14 protein-coding genes are annotated in these 16,214 nt (G+C 60.2%); 8 read left to right on the forward strand and 6 right to left on the reverse strand.

Features of this window, described 5'->3' with window-relative positions; translation table 11 throughout:
- The first annotated feature begins 96 nt into the window (after positions 1-96).
- From dinG to pdxH, 5 genes are all read left to right on the forward strand, one after another.
- Complete coding sequence (dinG, locus tag ACYZT5_RS31255; RefSeq protein WP_462048740.1) at positions 97-2,241, forward strand: ATP-dependent DNA helicase DinG; 2,145 nt, start codon at positions 97-99, stop codon at positions 2,239-2,241.
- Positions 2,242-2,337: 96 nt separating this feature from the next.
- Positions 2,338-4,860: a beta-galactosidase gene (locus ACYZT5_RS31260; protein WP_462048741.1), complete on the forward strand. Its 2,523-nt coding sequence runs from the start codon at positions 2,338-2,340 to the stop codon at positions 4,858-4,860.
- A gap of 225 nt (positions 4,861-5,085) precedes the next feature.
- Positions 5,086-6,231 carry a serine hydrolase domain-containing protein gene (locus ACYZT5_RS31265; RefSeq protein ID WP_462048742.1) on the forward strand — a complete coding sequence of 382 codons (1,146 nt, stop codon included), beginning with the start codon at positions 5,086-5,088 and terminating at the stop codon, positions 6,229-6,231.
- A 113-nt stretch (positions 6,232-6,344) separates the two neighbouring features.
- Positions 6,345-7,460 carry an OmpA family protein gene (locus ACYZT5_RS31270; RefSeq protein ID WP_462048743.1) on the forward strand — a complete coding sequence of 372 codons (1,116 nt, stop codon included), beginning with the start codon at positions 6,345-6,347 and terminating at the stop codon, positions 7,458-7,460.
- Between the two features lie 24 nt (positions 7,461-7,484).
- Positions 7,485-8,132, forward strand: coding sequence for a pyridoxamine 5'-phosphate oxidase (gene pdxH / locus ACYZT5_RS31275; RefSeq protein ID WP_462048744.1), 648 nt, complete (start codon positions 7,485-7,487; stop codon positions 8,130-8,132).
- A gap of 5 nt (positions 8,133-8,137) precedes the next feature.
- On the opposite strand, the gene ACYZT5_RS31280 is transcribed toward pdxH, so the two are convergent.
- Positions 8,138-8,374, reverse strand: coding sequence for a hypothetical protein (locus ACYZT5_RS31280; RefSeq protein ID WP_462048745.1), 237 nt, complete (start codon positions 8,372-8,374; stop codon positions 8,138-8,140).
- Positions 8,375-8,543: 169 nt separating this feature from the next.
- Here ACYZT5_RS31280 and ACYZT5_RS31285 point away from each other — a divergent pair, with 169 nt between their 5' ends.
- Positions 8,544-9,008, forward strand: a complete 465-nt coding sequence (locus tag ACYZT5_RS31285) for an outer membrane lipoprotein (protein WP_017336812.1) — start codon at positions 8,544-8,546, stop codon at positions 9,006-9,008.
- Positions 9,009-9,092: 84 nt separating this feature from the next.
- Here ACYZT5_RS31285 and ACYZT5_RS31290 read toward each other — a convergent pair whose 3' ends face one another.
- The 3 genes from ACYZT5_RS31290 to nhaA all read right to left on the reverse strand — a co-directional run bounded on the left by ACYZT5_RS31290 (position 9,093) and on the right by nhaA (position 11,813).
- Positions 9,093-9,323 carry a DUF7683 domain-containing protein gene (locus ACYZT5_RS31290; protein ID WP_462048746.1) on the reverse strand — a complete coding sequence of 77 codons (231 nt, stop codon included), beginning with the start codon at positions 9,321-9,323 and terminating at the stop codon, positions 9,093-9,095.
- Positions 9,320-10,504: a colicin E3/pyocin S6 family cytotoxin gene (locus ACYZT5_RS31295; RefSeq protein WP_462048747.1), complete on the reverse strand. Its 1,185-nt coding sequence runs from the start codon at positions 10,502-10,504 to the stop codon at positions 9,320-9,322. Before ACYZT5_RS31295 ends, ACYZT5_RS31290 begins: the two co-directional genes overlap by 4 nt.
- A gap of 121 nt (positions 10,505-10,625) precedes the next feature.
- Positions 10,626-11,813: a Na+/H+ antiporter NhaA gene (gene nhaA, locus ACYZT5_RS31300; protein ID WP_462048748.1), complete on the reverse strand. Its 1,188-nt coding sequence runs from the start codon at positions 11,811-11,813 to the stop codon at positions 10,626-10,628.
- A gap of 250 nt (positions 11,814-12,063) precedes the next feature.
- Between nhaA and ACYZT5_RS31305 the strand changes: the two genes are divergently transcribed.
- A complete protein-coding gene (locus ACYZT5_RS31305) occupies positions 12,064-13,158 on the forward strand; it encodes a PLP-dependent cysteine synthase family protein (protein WP_462048749.1) in 1,095 nt (364 codons plus the stop codon).
- 122 nt (positions 13,159-13,280) lie between these two features.
- On the opposite strand, the gene ACYZT5_RS31310 is transcribed toward ACYZT5_RS31305, so the two are convergent.
- Positions 13,281-14,894: an NAD(P)/FAD-dependent oxidoreductase gene (locus ACYZT5_RS31310; RefSeq protein WP_462048750.1), complete on the reverse strand. Its 1,614-nt coding sequence runs from the start codon at positions 14,892-14,894 to the stop codon at positions 13,281-13,283.
- 95 nt (positions 14,895-14,989) lie between these two features.
- Complete coding sequence (locus tag ACYZT5_RS31315) at positions 14,990-15,655, reverse strand: COG3650 family protein (RefSeq protein WP_462048751.1); 666 nt, start codon at positions 15,653-15,655, stop codon at positions 14,990-14,992.
- Positions 15,656-15,831: 176 nt separating this feature from the next.
- Here ACYZT5_RS31315 and ACYZT5_RS31320 point away from each other — a divergent pair, with 176 nt between their 5' ends.
- Positions 15,832-16,200: a hypothetical protein gene (locus ACYZT5_RS31320; RefSeq protein WP_462048752.1), complete on the forward strand. Its 369-nt coding sequence runs from the start codon at positions 15,832-15,834 to the stop codon at positions 16,198-16,200.
- Positions 16,201-16,214 lie beyond the last annotated feature (14 nt).

The raw sequence follows: 16,214 nt of genomic DNA on the forward strand, positions 1-16,214 counted from the left end.
GGTACTCCGTTCTGCGCGGGATTAATTAGCGGGGTATGATAGCGGCCGATCCGAACCACTGAAAATTTATCCAGCGTTTTTTGCGCCCGACAATCCATGATCAGCACCGAACTCAAAACCACGATCCAGGGCGCCTACTCGCGTTTTCTCGAAGCCAAGAGCCTCAAACCGCGCTACGGCCAACGCCTGATGATCGCCGAAATTGCCAAGGTCCTCGGTGACATCAACACCGACGACGAAGGCCGGCGCAGTGGCGACCCCGCGATTGTCGCGGTGGAAGCCGGCACCGGTACCGGTAAAACCGTGGCCTACAGCCTGGCCGCAATCCCCACTGCGAAGGCCGCCGGCAAGCGCCTGGTGATTGCCACGGCCACCGTGGCCCTGCAAGAGCAGATCGTCTACAAGGATTTGCCTGACCTGATGCGCAACAGCGGGCTGAATTTCAGCTTTGCCCTGGCCAAGGGGCGCGGGCGCTACATGTGCCTGTCCAAGCTCGATATGTTGCTTCAGGAAGGTCACGCGCAAACCGCCACCGCTTCGCTGTTCGAAGAAGAAGGCTTCAAGATCGAGGTCGATGAGGCGAGTCAGAAGCTGTTCACCAGCATGATCGAGAAACTCGCCGGCAATAAGTGGGACGGCGATCGCGACAGTTGGTCCACCGCCCTGGAAGACGCCGATTGGGCGCGTCTGACCACCGATCACAGCCAGTGCACCAACCGTCATTGCCCGAACTTCGGCCAGTGCGCCTTCTACAAGGCCCGCGAAGGCATGGGCAAGGTCGACGTGATCGTCACCAACCACGACATGGTCCTGGCCGATCTGGCGCTAGGCGGCGGCGCCGTGCTGCCGGACCCGCGCGACACCATCTACGTGTTCGACGAAGGCCACCACCTGCCGGACAAGGCCATCGGCCATTTCGCCCATTACACACGCCTGCGTTCCACCGCAGACTGGCTGGAAACCACCGCCAAGAACCTCACCAAGTTGCTGGCCCAGCATCCGCTGCCGGGCGACTTGGGCAAGTTGATCGAACAGGTGCCGGAACTCGCTCGCGAGATCAAGACACAGCAGCAATTCATGTTCACCGCCTGCGAGCAGGTCGCCGATTTCAAGCCCGGCGAAGACGTCGAAGGTCGCGAGCGGCCGCGTCATCGCTTCGTCGGCGGGGTCATTCCCGAGCACATGCGCGAAATGGGCATCGAGCTGAAGAAGGGCTTTGCCCGTCTGACCGATGTCTTTACCCGACTGACCGAACTGCTCAAGGAAGGCATGGACGGCGAGGTCAACATCGGCATCGCCAGCAATCAGGCCGAAGAGTGGTATCCGCTGTTCGGCAGCCTGTTGTCCCGTTCTTCGGGCAACTGGGAATTGTGGGGCGCGTTCACCGCTGAAGACCCGGAAGACAACCCGCCCATGGCTCGCTGGCTGACCCTGGCTGAAAGCGGTTCGCTGTTCGACATCGAGGTCAACGCCAGCCCGATTCTCGCGGCGGAAATGCTTCGTCGAAACCTGTGGAACGTGGCCTACGGCGCGCTGGTGACGTCGGCGACCCTGACGGCACTCGGCACCTTCGACCGCTTCCGCATGCGTGCCGGTCTGCCGAAAAAAGCCGTGACCGCGGTAGTCCCGAGCCCGTTTCATCATGCCGACGCTGGCGTGCTGCGAGTGCCGGACCTGAAGGCCGATCCGCGTGATGCGCCGGCTCACACCGCAGCGATCATTCGCGACTTGCCCGCCTTGGTGGAAGGTTCGCGCGGCACCCTGGTGCTGTTCTCCTCGCGCAAACAGATGCAGGACGTGTTCGACGGTCTCGATCGCGACTGGCGCAAGCAAGTGTTCATTCAAGGCAACCTGTCGAAACAGGAAACCCTGAACAAGCACAAGGCACGGGTCGATGGCGGTGATTCCAGCGTGTTGTTCGGCCTGGCGAGTTTTGCCGAAGGGGTCGACTTGCCCGGTGCGTATTGCGAGCACGTGGTCATCGCGAAGATTCCGTTCTCGGTGCCCGACGATCCGGTCGAAGCGGCCCTGGCTGAGTGGATTGAGGCTCGGGGCGGCAATCCGTTCATGGAAATCTCCGTGCCGGATGCTTCGCTGAAGCTGGTCCAGGCCTGCGGTCGCTTGCTGCGCACCGAAGAAGACCGCGGCACCATTACCTTGCTCGATCGACGTCTGGTCACCCAGCGTTACGGCAAGGCAATCCTCAATGCGTTGCCTCCCTTCCGTCGTGAAATTTCCTGATACACCGGTGGGCAAATGTGCCCACCGCGTTGTCTATCTCTCAACCATCGCTTTTCCACTGGCCCATTGAGGGTCGTTAGGGAGAATTTCGTTCTCATGATTCGCCGTTCGCTGCGCCGTTCTTTACCTGCCGTTTTCGCTCTGATGTTCGCAGCCCCTTTGCTGGCAGCCCCTGCCGGTCAACAGACGCTGTTCAACTTTGTGCGCCCCGCCGACGTGGTCCTGGTGGCGACTCAGGACGCCAGCCTGCCGCAATCCAACGCCGAGCAAACAGCTGAGGGCGAAGTGTTGCGTCGGGTGACGTTCAACCCGGTGGCACAACCGACCTTGCGTCTGTCCCCGCAGACCGGCGCCTGGGACTGGTCGCAGTCGGGTTTCATGAGTTTGCGGATTCAGAGCGCAATGAACTGGGCCGTGACCCTGTACGTGAAAATCCAGAGCAACGACGGCAAGACACTGGTCAGCCGCGTCGACTTGCCGGCCGGCCCTGCGCAAACTTTATTGGTGCCGCTGCAGCCATTTTCGCCATTGAGCCTTGGGCTAAAAGCCGGCCCGCCGATGCCGATGACGTTTGAGGGGCAACGCGTATTGCTGGCCAGTAGCGTCGGTGAGCTGGAGCGCAGCCAAGTGGTATCGGTGACCTTGTCGATGGATCAGCCGAAAGTTGCCCAAAGTATTCTGCTTGAGCGCTTTGGTGTGCAGGACGGCGATGCGGTCACCCAAGCGGCTTTTGGCGGCCTTGTAGACGCTTACGGCCAGTCAACCCGGGCCAAATGGCCAGAGAAAGTCAGCAGCGACGAGCAACTGAAAAGCGCAGCCGCCAAAGAACAGCAGCAACTGAAAACCTGGCTGGCCGAGCGCGAGAAGTCGGCCCTGGACACGTTCGGTGGCTGGAACAAAGGCCCGGCATTCAAAGCCAGCGGCTTTTTCCGCACTGAGAAGCGCGACGGTCGCTGGTACCTGGTGACCCCCGAAGGGCATCCGTTTTATTCGCTCGGGGTCAACACCGTCACCCCGGACGTCAACCAGACGTACATCGCCGGTCGCGAATGGATGTTCGAATCCCTGCCAAAACCCGACGAGCCGCTGGCCAGCCACTATGGCGAAGGCGACAACCGCGGTGGCAACGGTGTCGATCAGGGCCGTGGATATAACGCCGGTCGCTGGTACGACTTCTATGGTGCCAACCTGCAGCGCTTGTATGGCGAACCTTGCGCACTGGGCAGCGACACCAAGGCCGGTGTCGCCGAAGCCGCCAAGGCTGACGCCGTTGAGGCAACGGCCGATAAGGCCGCTGAGCAACCCGCTGCTCCTTCGACCGCTGAATCCGGTGTCGCCGAAGCCGCCAAGACCGGCGCAGTTGAAGCGACAGCCGCGAAAGCGGCTGAGAAAACTCCCGCCGAACCCTGCAAAGCGGTTGTCGATGAAAAACAATGGGCCAGCCACACGCTTGATCGCCTGCAAGCCTGGGGCTTCAACACTATTGGCAACTGGAGCGCCCCGGCGCTGGCCAACGCTGACCGTGTGCCGTACACATTGCCGCTGTCGATCGTCGGCGATTACGCCAGCATCAGCACCGGCACCGACTGGTGGGGCGGCATGCCCGACCCGTTTGACCCGCGTTTCGCCATGGCCACCGAACGTGCCGTGGCCATTGCCGCCCGCGACCATCGCGACGATCCGTGGCTGATCGGTTACTTTGCCGATAACGAGCTGGCCTGGGCCGGTCCCGGCGATGACCCGAAAGCCCGCTACGCCTTGGCGTACGGCACGTTGAAGATGACCACCGACGTCCCGGCCAAACGTGCGTTCCTCAAGCAACTGCGGGATAAATATCGCAATCAGGCGGGCCTTTCCAAAGCCTGGGGCATTGATTTGCCGGCCTGGGAGTTGATGGAAGACCCGGGCTTCGTGCCGCCGCTGCCAAGCGCCGAACACCCGGAAATCGAAGCCGACTTCAAATACTTCCAGAAGGTCTTCGCCGACACGTACTTCAAGACCCTCTCCGACTCGCTCAAGTGGCACGCGCCGAATCAGCTGTTGCTGGGCGGCCGGTTTGCCATCAGCACCCCGGAAGCGGTTGAGTCCTGTGCCCAGTATTGCGACGTGCTGAGCTTCAACATGTACACCCTGCAACCGCAGGACGGTTACGACTTCGCCAAGCTGCGCAGCCTGGACAAACCGGTGCTGATCACCGAGTTCAACTTCGGCTCCGCGGATCGCGGCCCGTTCTGGGGCGGCGTGACGCAATTGGCGAAGGAAGAGGACCGTGGGCCGGCTTACGCCAATTTCCTCAAACAGGCGATGAGCGAACCGTCGATCGTCGGGGTGCACTGGTTCCAATACCTCGATCAACCGGTTACCGGTCGCCTGCTGGATGGCGAGAACGGGCACTTTGGTCTGGTGGGCATTACCGATCTGCCGTTCCAGGGGTTCGTCGACAGCGTACGCAAGAGCAATTTGCAGACCGTCGATCAGCTCGGTAAAGAAGCCGAGAAGGCCAAGGCTGAAGCGGATAAAGCCGGTCACGAAGCAGAGGGCGGCAAAAAAGGCGATGCTGGCAAAGGCGCAGGGCAGGGCGCTGGCCATGCAGGTGGGCATTCCGGCAATGGGCATTAAATAGCTGAAACCGTGTCATCGTTCTTCGCGGGCAAGCCTCGCTCCTACTGGGAGTGTGGAGATTCTGTAGGAGCGAGGCTTGCCCGCGAAGGCGTCCGCAAGGGCGCCATTAATTTCTGATCACTTCTATGGGCGACCGACCGCCCGGCCCGCCACAGTTCCCAAAACCTTCTAGGGCTGGAACAATGCGGGCCACTTTGTAGACATTATCCAGGGGAGTTGCGGGTGCAGATTCAGGGTTATTACGATCTGAAGTTCGAAGCGGTGCGTGAAGCTTTCGCTGCGCTGTTCGACGATCCTCAGGAACGTGGCGCAGCGCTGTGCATCCAGCTCGGCGGTGAAACCGTGGTCGATCTTTGGGCCGGTAGTGCCGATAAGGATGGCGCTGAAGCCTGGCACAGCGACACCATCGCCAACCTGTTTTCCTGCACCAAGACCTTTACCGCGGTGACCGCCCTGCAACTGGTGGCCGAAGGCAAACTGCAACTGGATGCCCCGGTGGCTCGCTACTGGCCGGAGTTCGCCGCCGCAGGCAAAGAGTCGGTAACCTTGCGTCAATTGCTCTGTCATCAGGCCGGTCTTCCGGCGCTGCGTGAGCTGCTGGCCCCGGAGGCCCTTTACGACTGGCAAACCATGGTTGACGCCTTGGCCGCCGAAGAACCGTGGTGGACGCCGGGGGTCGGTCACGGTTACGCCGCGATCACCTACGGCTGGCTGGTCGGCGAGTTGCTGCGTCGTGCCGACGGTCGTGGGCCGGGTGAGTCCATCGTGGCGCGGGTCGCGAAGCCTTTGGGGCTGGATTTCCACGTCGGCCTGGCAGACGAAGAGTTTCACCGCGTGGCGCACATCGCCCGTGGCAAGGGCAATGTCGGCGATGCCGCCGCCCAGCGCTTGCTGCAAGTGACTATGCGCGAGCCGACGGCCATGACCACGAGGGCGTTCACTAACCCGCCGTCGATCATGACCAGCACCAACAAACCCGAGTGGCGACGCATGCAGCAGCCGGCCGCCAATGGCCACGGCAATGCCCGCAGCCTGGCCGGGTTCTATGCCGGTCTGCTCGATGGCAGCTTGCTGGAAAGCGAAATGCTCGACGAACTGACGCGCGAACACAGCCTCGGCGAGGACAAGACTTTACTGACCCGGACCCGTTTCGGCCTGGGTTGCATGCTCGATCAACCGGACGTTCCCAACGCCACCTACGGCCTCGGCCCTCGTGCGTTCGGTCATCCGGGTGCCGGCGGTTCCACCGGCTTTGCTGACCCGGAACACGATGTGGCTTTCGGCTTTGTGACAAATACCTTAGGGCCGTACGTCTTGATGGATCCGCGCGCGCAAAAGCTTGTGCGGGCACTGGCCACTTGTCTGTAAATCGCGCTCAGGGGTTCCAGGGCCGGAACCCAAAGGCCTTTATGGTTTCCAAGCGTCTGTTTATCCGGGTCAATCCGGCCTGATACTTCAATATTTCATTTTGTGGATATCCAATGTCTTCCAATAAAACCCTCGCTTTGGCCCTGTGCTTCGCTATTACCGGTTGCGCACAAACTCCACAAAATGACTCGGATGGCAGCAGCTGGTGGCCGTTCGGTTCCTCCGACAAAGTCGCCGCTAAAGGCCCTGCTCCGGCTTCGGCCCCGGCCCCCCTGAAGCCTGCCGCGACGGCTCCGGTAGCCAAGACTGAAAGCTCCAGCCACTGGTATTGGCCGTTCGGCTCCGATGATGCCGCCGACAAGACCCCGGCCAAGCCAGAAGTAAAACCAGAGGTAAAACCTGAAGCCAAACCTGCCGCTGTGGCCAAGGCTGAAGCCGATGCAGGTGGCAAATGGTGGTGGCCGTTCGGCGGCAAAGAGCAAAGCACCGCCAAAGCCGTGCCGATGCCCGATCCGAAAGTCACCCAGGCCTGGCTCGACGACTACGAACCGCGCCTGCGCGAAGCGATCAAGGACAGCAATTTGCAACTCGAGCGCCGTGACAACGTCTTGGTGGTTACCGCACCGGTAGAGGGCTCGTTCAACCCTGACCGTCCGGCCATGCTGCTGCCGGTGACCCTTGGCCCGTTCACTCGCGTCGCGAAAATCCTTGAAGTTGATCCAAAGACCGCCGTGCTGGTGCTCGGCCACAGTGATACGTCGGGCGCCGCACCGGCCAACGTGAAACTGAGCCAGGAGCGTGCGCAGGCCGTGGCGGCGATTTTCCGCCTCAGCGGTCTGCAGCGTGATCGTCTGATGCTGCGCGGTATGGGTGGCGAAGCCCCTCGTGCTGCCAACGACAGCACTGAAGGCCGTGCCTTGAACCGTCGAGTGGAACTGTTGGTGACCCCGCAAAACACCATGGTTGCATTGCTGAGCAAGTACAACATGCCGGCCCCGGCGCCAGTGAAGATGCTTGCTGCTCAGGACGTCAAGCCAGTGGTCAAACCAGTCACCCCTGCGCCAGCCGCGAAGAAAGCTGATGTACCTGCCGCGAAAAAAGCCCCGGCCAAGAAAGCCGCCGCCAAGAAGGCGCCAGCTAAAACCGCGACTCCGGCGAAAAAGACTACTCCGGCCAAAGCCGCAGCGGCTGACAAGAAAGTCGCCGACGCCGATGCTACAAAGAAGTAATTCGTTAACCAAAAGGAATGTGCCATGACCAAGGGCTTGGCTGATATGCGTCGCGACTACACCCGTGATGGCCTGACCGAGGCGCAAGCCCCGGCCGAGCCATTCGGGCTGTTCCATCAGTGGTTTGCCGACGCGGTGAAAACCGAGCAACCACCGGTGGAGGCCAATGCCATGACCCTGGCCACCGTCGATCAGGACGGTCGGCCGCATTGCCGCATACTGCTGCTCAAGGGGCTGGACGAGCAGGGTTTCACCTTCTTCACCAACTACGACAGCGCCAAGGGCCAGCATCTGGCCGCGAACCCGTTCGCGGCCATGACCTTTTTCTGGCCGGCCCTTGAGCGCCAGGTGCGCATCGAAGGGCGAGTGGTGAAAGTCACGCCGGAAGAGTCCGACGCCTATTTTCAGGTCCGTCCACTGGGCAGCCGTCTCGGTGCCTGGGCTTCGCCTCAGAGCCGGGTGATCGCCGATCGCGCTGAGCTGGAAGCGTTGCTCAAGAACACCGAGCAACGTTTCAGCGACACGCAACCTCATTGCCCTGAGCATTGGGGCGGTTATCGCTTGTTACCGGAGCGCATCGAGTTCTGGCAAGGCCGTTCGAGCCGTCTGCACGATCGCCTCAACTACAGTATGCAGGGCGCCAACTGGATTCTTGAACGTCTGGCACCCTGAACAGTCTACCGATCGGGATAGCCTGCCGCAGCGGCTTCAAGCCACTGGGGCAGGTCTCGGCGCTTGATCTTCTGCGCTTGAGCGTTCGCCAGTTGCTGGAGCATGAAAGCCTTTTTCTGCTCGTCTTTACCCGCCAGAGCCAACGCCAGATCGCGGTCCATCCAGCATTTGATCCGCACGTATAACCACCAGTGGAAGTACAGACCGGCGACGGTGGCGACGACAATGATGAAGTAATCCATGAAAATCCTTGGTTTATTGGCGCAGATTCCGGAATTTGCCGCTACTGTGTGTCAAGTTCGTGGTAGCGCCCTGTACCGGGCCTGAATCAAACCAAATTTTATCCGGGCGGGCCGTGACAGGCGTCAAGCTGCGGAGTTTAATGAATACCTGTCCTTTGGAGTTGATGCTATGCGTAAGTCTGTTCTGCTGGTTGCTTCCTTTTCCACGATGGCGATGTTGCTCACTGGCTGCCAATCGAGCCTGACCGGTGACTCCTACTCCCGTGACGAAGCGCGTCGGGTGCAGACGGTTCGCATGGGCACCATCGAATCGCTGCGACCGGTGAAAATCGAAGGCACCAAAACCCCGATCGGCGGCCTTGCCGGTGCGGCGGTTGGCGGTGTTGGCGGCAGCGCTATCGGTGGCGGTCGCGGCAGCATCGTTGCTGCCGTTATCGGTGCCGTCGCTGGCGGCCTGATCGGCTCGGCCACCGAAGAAGGCCTGACCCGTGCCCAGGGCGTGGAAATCACTGTTCGCGAAGACGACGGCAGCATGCGCGCCTACGTGCAACAGGTTCAGGAGAATGAAGTATTCCGTGTTGGCGAGCGGGTGCGGATTGCTACTGTTGATGGGACTAGCCGCGTTTCGCATTAAGCGGGAACGGGTAATAAAACAAAACCCCGATCAGGTGGCTGGTCGGGGTTTTTTGTTTGAAGTGAGAATTAAACGGAGCTGTTTCTAGACGTTGCAGGTGAGTTGAAAAAGAAATGCTGAATTATAAATTTTCTTTCCGAGTATTTCTTCCAAGGCATCAAGCTGCTCGGTCGTGAGGTTGTATCCCTCCCAGCCTTGTTGATCCGCTGTCCATCCCATAATTGCTTTCAGTTCTTTATCGTAGCCGTTCGGCAGCTCTTCTTCGAATGCGAGGAGTTCGGTTTTTTTATCAAATGCCTCTATGACGTAAATCATGGTTCTACTTTCCTAGTGTTATCCGCTGGTTTGGTCTGCTCGCCAGTAGTCGGATCATATTCACCGAGATGACGGCCACGTTTGTCGTACATCTCGACAGCCCCATGCTGTGAGTCCCATTCAAAAATTTTCCCATTTGGGGTTTTCCAGCGCTTTCTAAGGCCGCCGCCACCTTTAACCGGAGTCTTACGAGTTGCTCTCGTAGCATCGGGAAAAGCGGTCAGTCCATTTGGCGCCGGATAATATTTGTGGTTAGAAACACTAACCACAATATAAACCGGCAACACCCCCGAACCCGCAGGGAATACCAGAATGAAATCCTTGTACTCAGGCGGGTAAACCGGATTCACGATGATGCTGTCAGCCGCTTTCGTCGGCGGATAAACCCAAATATGCGGTGCTTGCGGTGCAGCCTCCAGCGCGGGAATCCCGAGGATGTCGGACCCATCCACAGCCGGCGTCCAGATCAGCTCAATACCATCCCCGAGATCCGCCACCTGCTGGCTACCGCGCACACTGAACTGCACGACATCAACCATTTCCCAATCGCGGTTCTTGCCGGTGTAGAAACCGTATCCCTTGAAGCTGCCATCAGCCTGTTGCTCGACCCTTAGACGAACGCGGGTTCGAGCCTGTTTCAGGGCGCGCAACTGGTCTTCGGTGTAGAGCGCACTGTCGCCCAGGCTCGGCGTCCAGAACAGCGCGATCACGCCGGCCAATGCGGCGGCTCCAGCAGCGCCAAGTGCTGAGGCAGGAACGGCGAGAGTCGGGGCGCGAAGAGCAATTCGACCGATGCCGAGCGAGAGGGTGCTGCCACTGATCGTTTCCAGGTTCAGCAGTCCGGCATCGTCTACCTCGCGAGCACCGAGCCAGGCGACCTCCCCGTAGTCTTTGAGGCTGTCGGTGGGCACCATTCCCGAAGGATTCGAGTAGTCGATGATGGCGTCCGGCAGCTTGCAGGATTTGGCAAAGACGCACCCCGCGCGAACGGCTTCGTGCTTTTTGGCGACGACCTCACGACTCCGTTCGAAAGCGTCTTGCCTCGCAAGCATGGCGTCGTAAGCGTTTTGTCGGGCATTGCGCTCGGCCAGTTCGGTGGCCGTCATGAAGCGGTGAGTGATGTGATGCCCGTCGCCTGACGGTGGGTTCTGAACCCGGGGAATGTCCTTATTGCCAGCCACTGATCTTCCTTGCGTTCGTACGTCGGCAGCCCTCAAAAAAGGGGCTGCGCGACGTTAACGAACGAGGCTAATCGTGGCTGTAGGACGAATCCTGAATGTCGCTAAGAGTGTTCTCTATCGCTCAGGATTGCAGCGCAGTGCGCTTGCGACTCGCCGCCGCCGTCACCGCATAACCCATCAACGCCGCCAATATCGACCCGGTCAAAATCCCCATCCGATCCATCCCGGCGTATTCACTGGCGCCGGGCACAAAGGCCAGGGAGCCGACAAACAGGCTCATGGTGAAACCAATGCCACAGAGGATCGCAACACCCAGCACTTGGCCCCAATTGGCACCTTGGGGCAGGGCGGCGATGCCGATTTTCACCGCCAGCCACGTCAGGCCGAAGACGCCGAGGGTCTTGCCCAGCAGCAGGCCGACCGCGATGCCCATGGGAACGTGGTGGGTGAAGCTTTCCATGGTCACGCCGCTCAGGGACAGGCCGGCGTTGGCGAAGGCGAACAGCGGCAGGATGCCGTAGGCGACCCATGGGTGCAGGGCGTGTTCGAGGGTCAGCAGTGGCGAAGGTTCTGCGTTTTTCGTGCGCAACGGAATACAGAAGGCCAGGGTCACACCGGCCAGTGTCGCGTGGACACCGCTCTTGAGGACGCAGACCCAGAGGATCAGGCCGATGATCATGTACGGACCGAGCTTTACCACGCCGAGCCGGTTCATCGCGATTAGCGCCACAATGCACGCCGCGGCCAGCGCCAGTGACAGGGTCGATAGTGCCCCGGAATAGAAGATCGCAATGACGATGATGGCGCCGAGGTCGTCGATGATCGCCAGGGTCATCAGGAACAGTTTTAGCGAAACCGGCACGCGTTTACCGAGCAAGGCGAGTACGCCAAGGGCGAAGGCTATGTCGGTGGCCATCGGGATGGCCCAGCCACCCAGGGCCGCCGGGTTGTCGCGGTTCAAAAACCAGTAGAACAGCGCCGGAATCACCATGCCGCCAATCGCCGCCGCGCCGGGCAGGACGATTTGCGAGGGTTTCGACAGTTGACCGTCAAGGACTTCGCGCTTCACTTCCAGGCCGATCAGCAGGAAGAACATGGCCATCAGGCCGTCGTTGATCCACAGCAACAAAGGCTTGGCGATTTTTAGTGCGCCGATCTGAGCGACCACGGGGGTGTCCAGCAGGCCGTTATAAAGCCACGACAGCGGGGAGTTGTTGATGATCAACGCCAAGGCTGCGGCAGCGATCAATAACAGACCGCTGGCAGCTTCCAACTGAAAGAAACGCGTGAACGTGCTACGCAGAGGCAAGGCCGCTCTCCATCGATGAATTCAAAAGGTGGCACACCCTAACCCGTACCGTTAGTTGTTAAAACAAAAGTTATATTCTTTTTTGTTATATGCCGTTACAACGCGAACAGCCGGGAAGGACCTGAGCCTAGCAGTTGCCAAACGTATTGGACCTCAGCTGTATCTGTGCGTGATGTAGGTTTTTTCCTAAGCTTGAGGACTGAGCCTTGCGACAAGGCCGACTCTTGCCCGATTCGACGAGAAAACCACCATGAGCGACAACCGACAGTGGGCCCGTGAAGCCATCCGGATCATCGAAGCCGACTTCCAGCGCAGCGCCGACACCCACCTGATCCCCTTGCCGCTGCCGGGTTTTCCGGGCATCGAGTTGTATTTCAAGGATGAGTCCAGCCATCCCACCGGCAGCCTGAAGCATCGGTTGGCGCGCTCGCTGTTTTTGTATGCGCTGTGTAACGGCTGGCTTAAACCCGGTGCGCCGGTGATTGAAGCGTCCAGTGGTTCGACGGCCATTTCCGAGGCGTACTTCGCCCGTATGCTGGGTTTGCCGTTCATTGCGGTGATGCCGGCGAGTACCTCCAAGGAGAAGATCGCGCAGATCGCCTTCTACGGGGGTAAAAGCCATCTGGTCGACGATCCGACACAGATTTACGCCGAATCCGAACGTCTTGCTCGCGAACACGATGGGCATTTCATCGACCAGTTCACCTACGCCGAGCGCGCTACCGACTGGCGGGCGAACAACAACATCGCCGAGTCGATCTTCCAGCAAATGCGCTTCGAGCTGCACCCCGAGCCGAGCTGGCTGATTTCCAGCCCCGGCACCGGCGGTACCATCGCGACGCTGGGCCGTTACGTGCGTTATCGCCAGCATTGCACCCGCGTGCTGTGTGCCGACGCCGAGCGTTCGGTGTTCTTCGATTACTACCAGACCGGCGACGCTAGCCTGTGCCTGGACCATGGGTCGCGGATTGAAGGCATTGGCCGGCCGCGGGTGGAAGCGTCGTTCCTGCCCAAGGTGATCGATGCGATGATCAAAGTGCCGGACGCCCTGTCACTGGCGGCCATGCATTACCTGGCGCAGCGTTTAGGTCGTCATGTTGGCGGGTCGAGCGGGACCAACCTGATCGGCGCCTTGATGGCGGCCCAGCAGATGGCGGCGGCGGGGGAGTCGGGGTCGATCGTGGCGATTCTGTGTGATGGCGGCGAACGCTATGCCACCACCTATTACGATCAGGCTTGGCTCAAGGCCCAGGGGTATGAGTTGAGTGGTTTGATGGGTGCCGTGGCGGCGAGTGTCGAGCGCGGCGAGCCGCTTCCAGCGACCGTGCTGCGCGCCAATATCTGACCCGATGATCGTTCCCACGCTCCGCGTGGGAATGCAGCCAGGGACGCTCCGCGTCCCAAAAGCGGACGCAGAGCGTCCGGTGAGGCATTCCCACGCGGAGCGTGGGAACGATCATCTCGGTGTCAGGCCTCGAGACCAAGGATGTCGCGGGCCACGGCTTCGGCAATCCGAATCCCATCCACACCCGCCGACAGAATCCCGCCCGCATAACCCGCGCCTTCACCCGCCGGGAACAAGCCCTTCACGTTCAGGCTTTGCATCGACTCGTTACGGGTAATCCGCAGCGGCGACGACGTCCGGGTCTCGATCCCGGTCAACACGGCGTCGTGCAGCGAGTAACCGCGAATCTGCTTCTCGAACGCAGACAACGCTTCACGAATGGCTTCGATGGCGAACGGGGGCAAGGCCAACGCCAAATCACCCAAGGCAACGCCCGGTTTGTAGGACGGTTCTACGCTGCCCAACTCGGTGGACGGCTTGCCGGCAATGAAGTCGCCAACCAGTTGCGCCGGCGCTTCATAGTTGCTGCCGCCCAGTACAAAGGCGTGGGATTCCAGGCGTTCCTGCAACTCGATACCCGCCAGCGGGCCGCCCGGGTAATCGACTTCCGGGGTAATCCCGACGACGATCCCGGAGTTGGCGTTGCGCTCGTTACGCGAGTACTGGCTCATGCCGTTGGTGACCACACGGCCCGGCTCGGACGTCGCCGCCACTACGGTGCCGCCCGGGCACATGCAAAAGCTGTAGACCGAACGCCCGTTGCTGGCGTGGTGCACCAGTTTGTAGTCGGCAGCCCCGAGTTTCGGGTGGCCGGCGTACTTGCCCAGACGCGCGCGGTCGATCAGCGACTGCGGGTGTTCGATGCGGAAACCCACCGAAAACGGCTTGGCTTCCATGAACACGCCACGGCCATGCAGCATGCGGAAGGTGTCCCGGGCGCTGTGACCGAGGGCCAGAATCACGTGTTTCGAATGGATCTGCTCGCCGCCATTGAGCTCGACGCCGACCAGTTGGCCGTCCTCGATCAACACGTCTGTCACCCGCTGCTGGAAGCGCACTTCGCCGCCCAACGCGCGAATCTGCTCACGCATGTTCTCCACAACACCGGTCAGACGGAAGGTACCGATGTGCGGTTTGCTGACGTAGAGGATTTCTTCCGGCGCACCGGCCTTGACGAACTCATGCAGGACTTTGCGTCCGATGAATTTCGGGTCTTTGATCTGGCTATAGAGCTTGCCGTCGGAGAATGTCCCCGCGCCGCCCTCGCCAAATTGCACGTTGGATTCCGGGTTAAGCACGCTTTTACGCCACAGCGCCCAAGTGTCCTTGGTGCGCTGACGCACTTCGGTGCCGCGCTCGAGGATGATCGGCTTGAAGCCCATTTGCGCCAGCAGCAGCCCGGCGAAAATCCCGCACGGACCGAAACCCACGACGACAGGACGTTGCTCTAGATCATCCGGCGCCTGGCCGACCACTTTGTAGCTGACATCCGGCGCGACGTTGACGTTACGGTCATCGGCGAACGTGTGCAGCACCGCCGCCTCATCGCGAACGTTAAGGTCGATGGTGTAGATGAAGCACAGCTCGGAGGACTTTTTGCGCGCATCGTAGCTGCGCTTGAACAAGGTGAAATCGAGCAGGTCATCACTGGTGATGCCCAGACGCTGCACGATGGCAGGGCGCAGGTCTTCATCGGGATGATCGATTGGCAGCTTGAGTTCGGTGATTCGTAACATGACAGGATCCGGTTCGCGGGGCGCACAACTGCGCCAAGGCGTTTGAAGGCCGCGATTATAAGCCTCAAAGAATGATTCCCGTGAGGCTAAAACGATCAGTCGTTACGCGATCCGCCGAAATACCCGCAGCCACGCTGAACCTGGCCGTCGACGCGCAGTTCGGCGCTCATGTGCTGGACGCTGCCGGTGGTGCTGTCGACGCAACGTTGCGGCGCGACCCACAATTCGATGTGCTGGTTATTGGCTTCAGTGCTGAGATTGAAGCGGCCATCGCCCAGTTGTTCTTCAACGTAGGGTACGGCCAACGGTGGCTGACCGGCGCGGTCGATGACCATGCCTTTGCCGCTGACTTTCACGTTCCATTCCGGCCCATGGCCGGCGGCGCGCAGAATCAGCAGTTTGAAATTCGGATCGTTGCATGCGGTGCCCGAGCGCTCGACGCGGTACAGCTGCTCAAGATCGAGGCGGCTGTCGGCACCACTGGCAACAATCCGGCCACGCACGTCGGCAAACAGCTTGCCTTGGGCATCGGCCAGGGTCGCGGCCTCTTGCAGGACACTGGTGCCGCCGGTGTCGTTGACCACGTAACTACGTTGCTCATTGCACGGCTGGAACAACAGCTTGCCATCGGCCGCCGTCAACTGGCCCTGCATGCGGGTCTCGCCCACGTGGGAGGCACTTTCACGCGGGCCTTCGAACAACTGGCAAGCGGCGAATAGCGGAAGCAGGGCAACAAGAACTAAGGAACGGGCAACACGCATCTTTGAGTCTCCAGACAAGTGCTGCCACGTTACTCAGCCTGACCGTTCATCACAACCCATGCGTTTGACTTGTCAGGAACTTGAAGTCGCGCAAGTAACATTCGGCTTTACTTCAGGCACCGGGGTGAAACGGATTTTGGCGTAATCTTGTCGGCTTTTTCGTTGCAGGAGGTGTTATGAGAGGATCGGCGAAGCTGCTTTTTGCGGCGTTAGGGATGACGGAAACGTTGCAATGTCTGGCAGCAGACATCGCTTTTTCGTCCGGGTCGGACTTTACCGAAATGAACCTGGAGCTTAAACGGACCGATGATCTGAATCCGCAATCCATAGGGCTCAAGGTCACGCTGAGCCCTGATGCGCAACGCCGGTTGGAGAAAGTGACACGCCAGGAAATGCATCAGCGTTTGCGGCTGTCTGTCAACGGCATGCTGGTGTCGACTGCGACGATTCAATCAGTGATCAAAGGCCCCGGTCTGCTGATATCCGTACCGCGCGAGATAGCGGCCGATCTGATCCCTACTTTACTGGAGCGATCGACACCTTGATGCGACGCTTAGAC

The sequence above is a fragment of the Pseudomonas sp. LB3P14 genome (assembly GCF_054898045.1).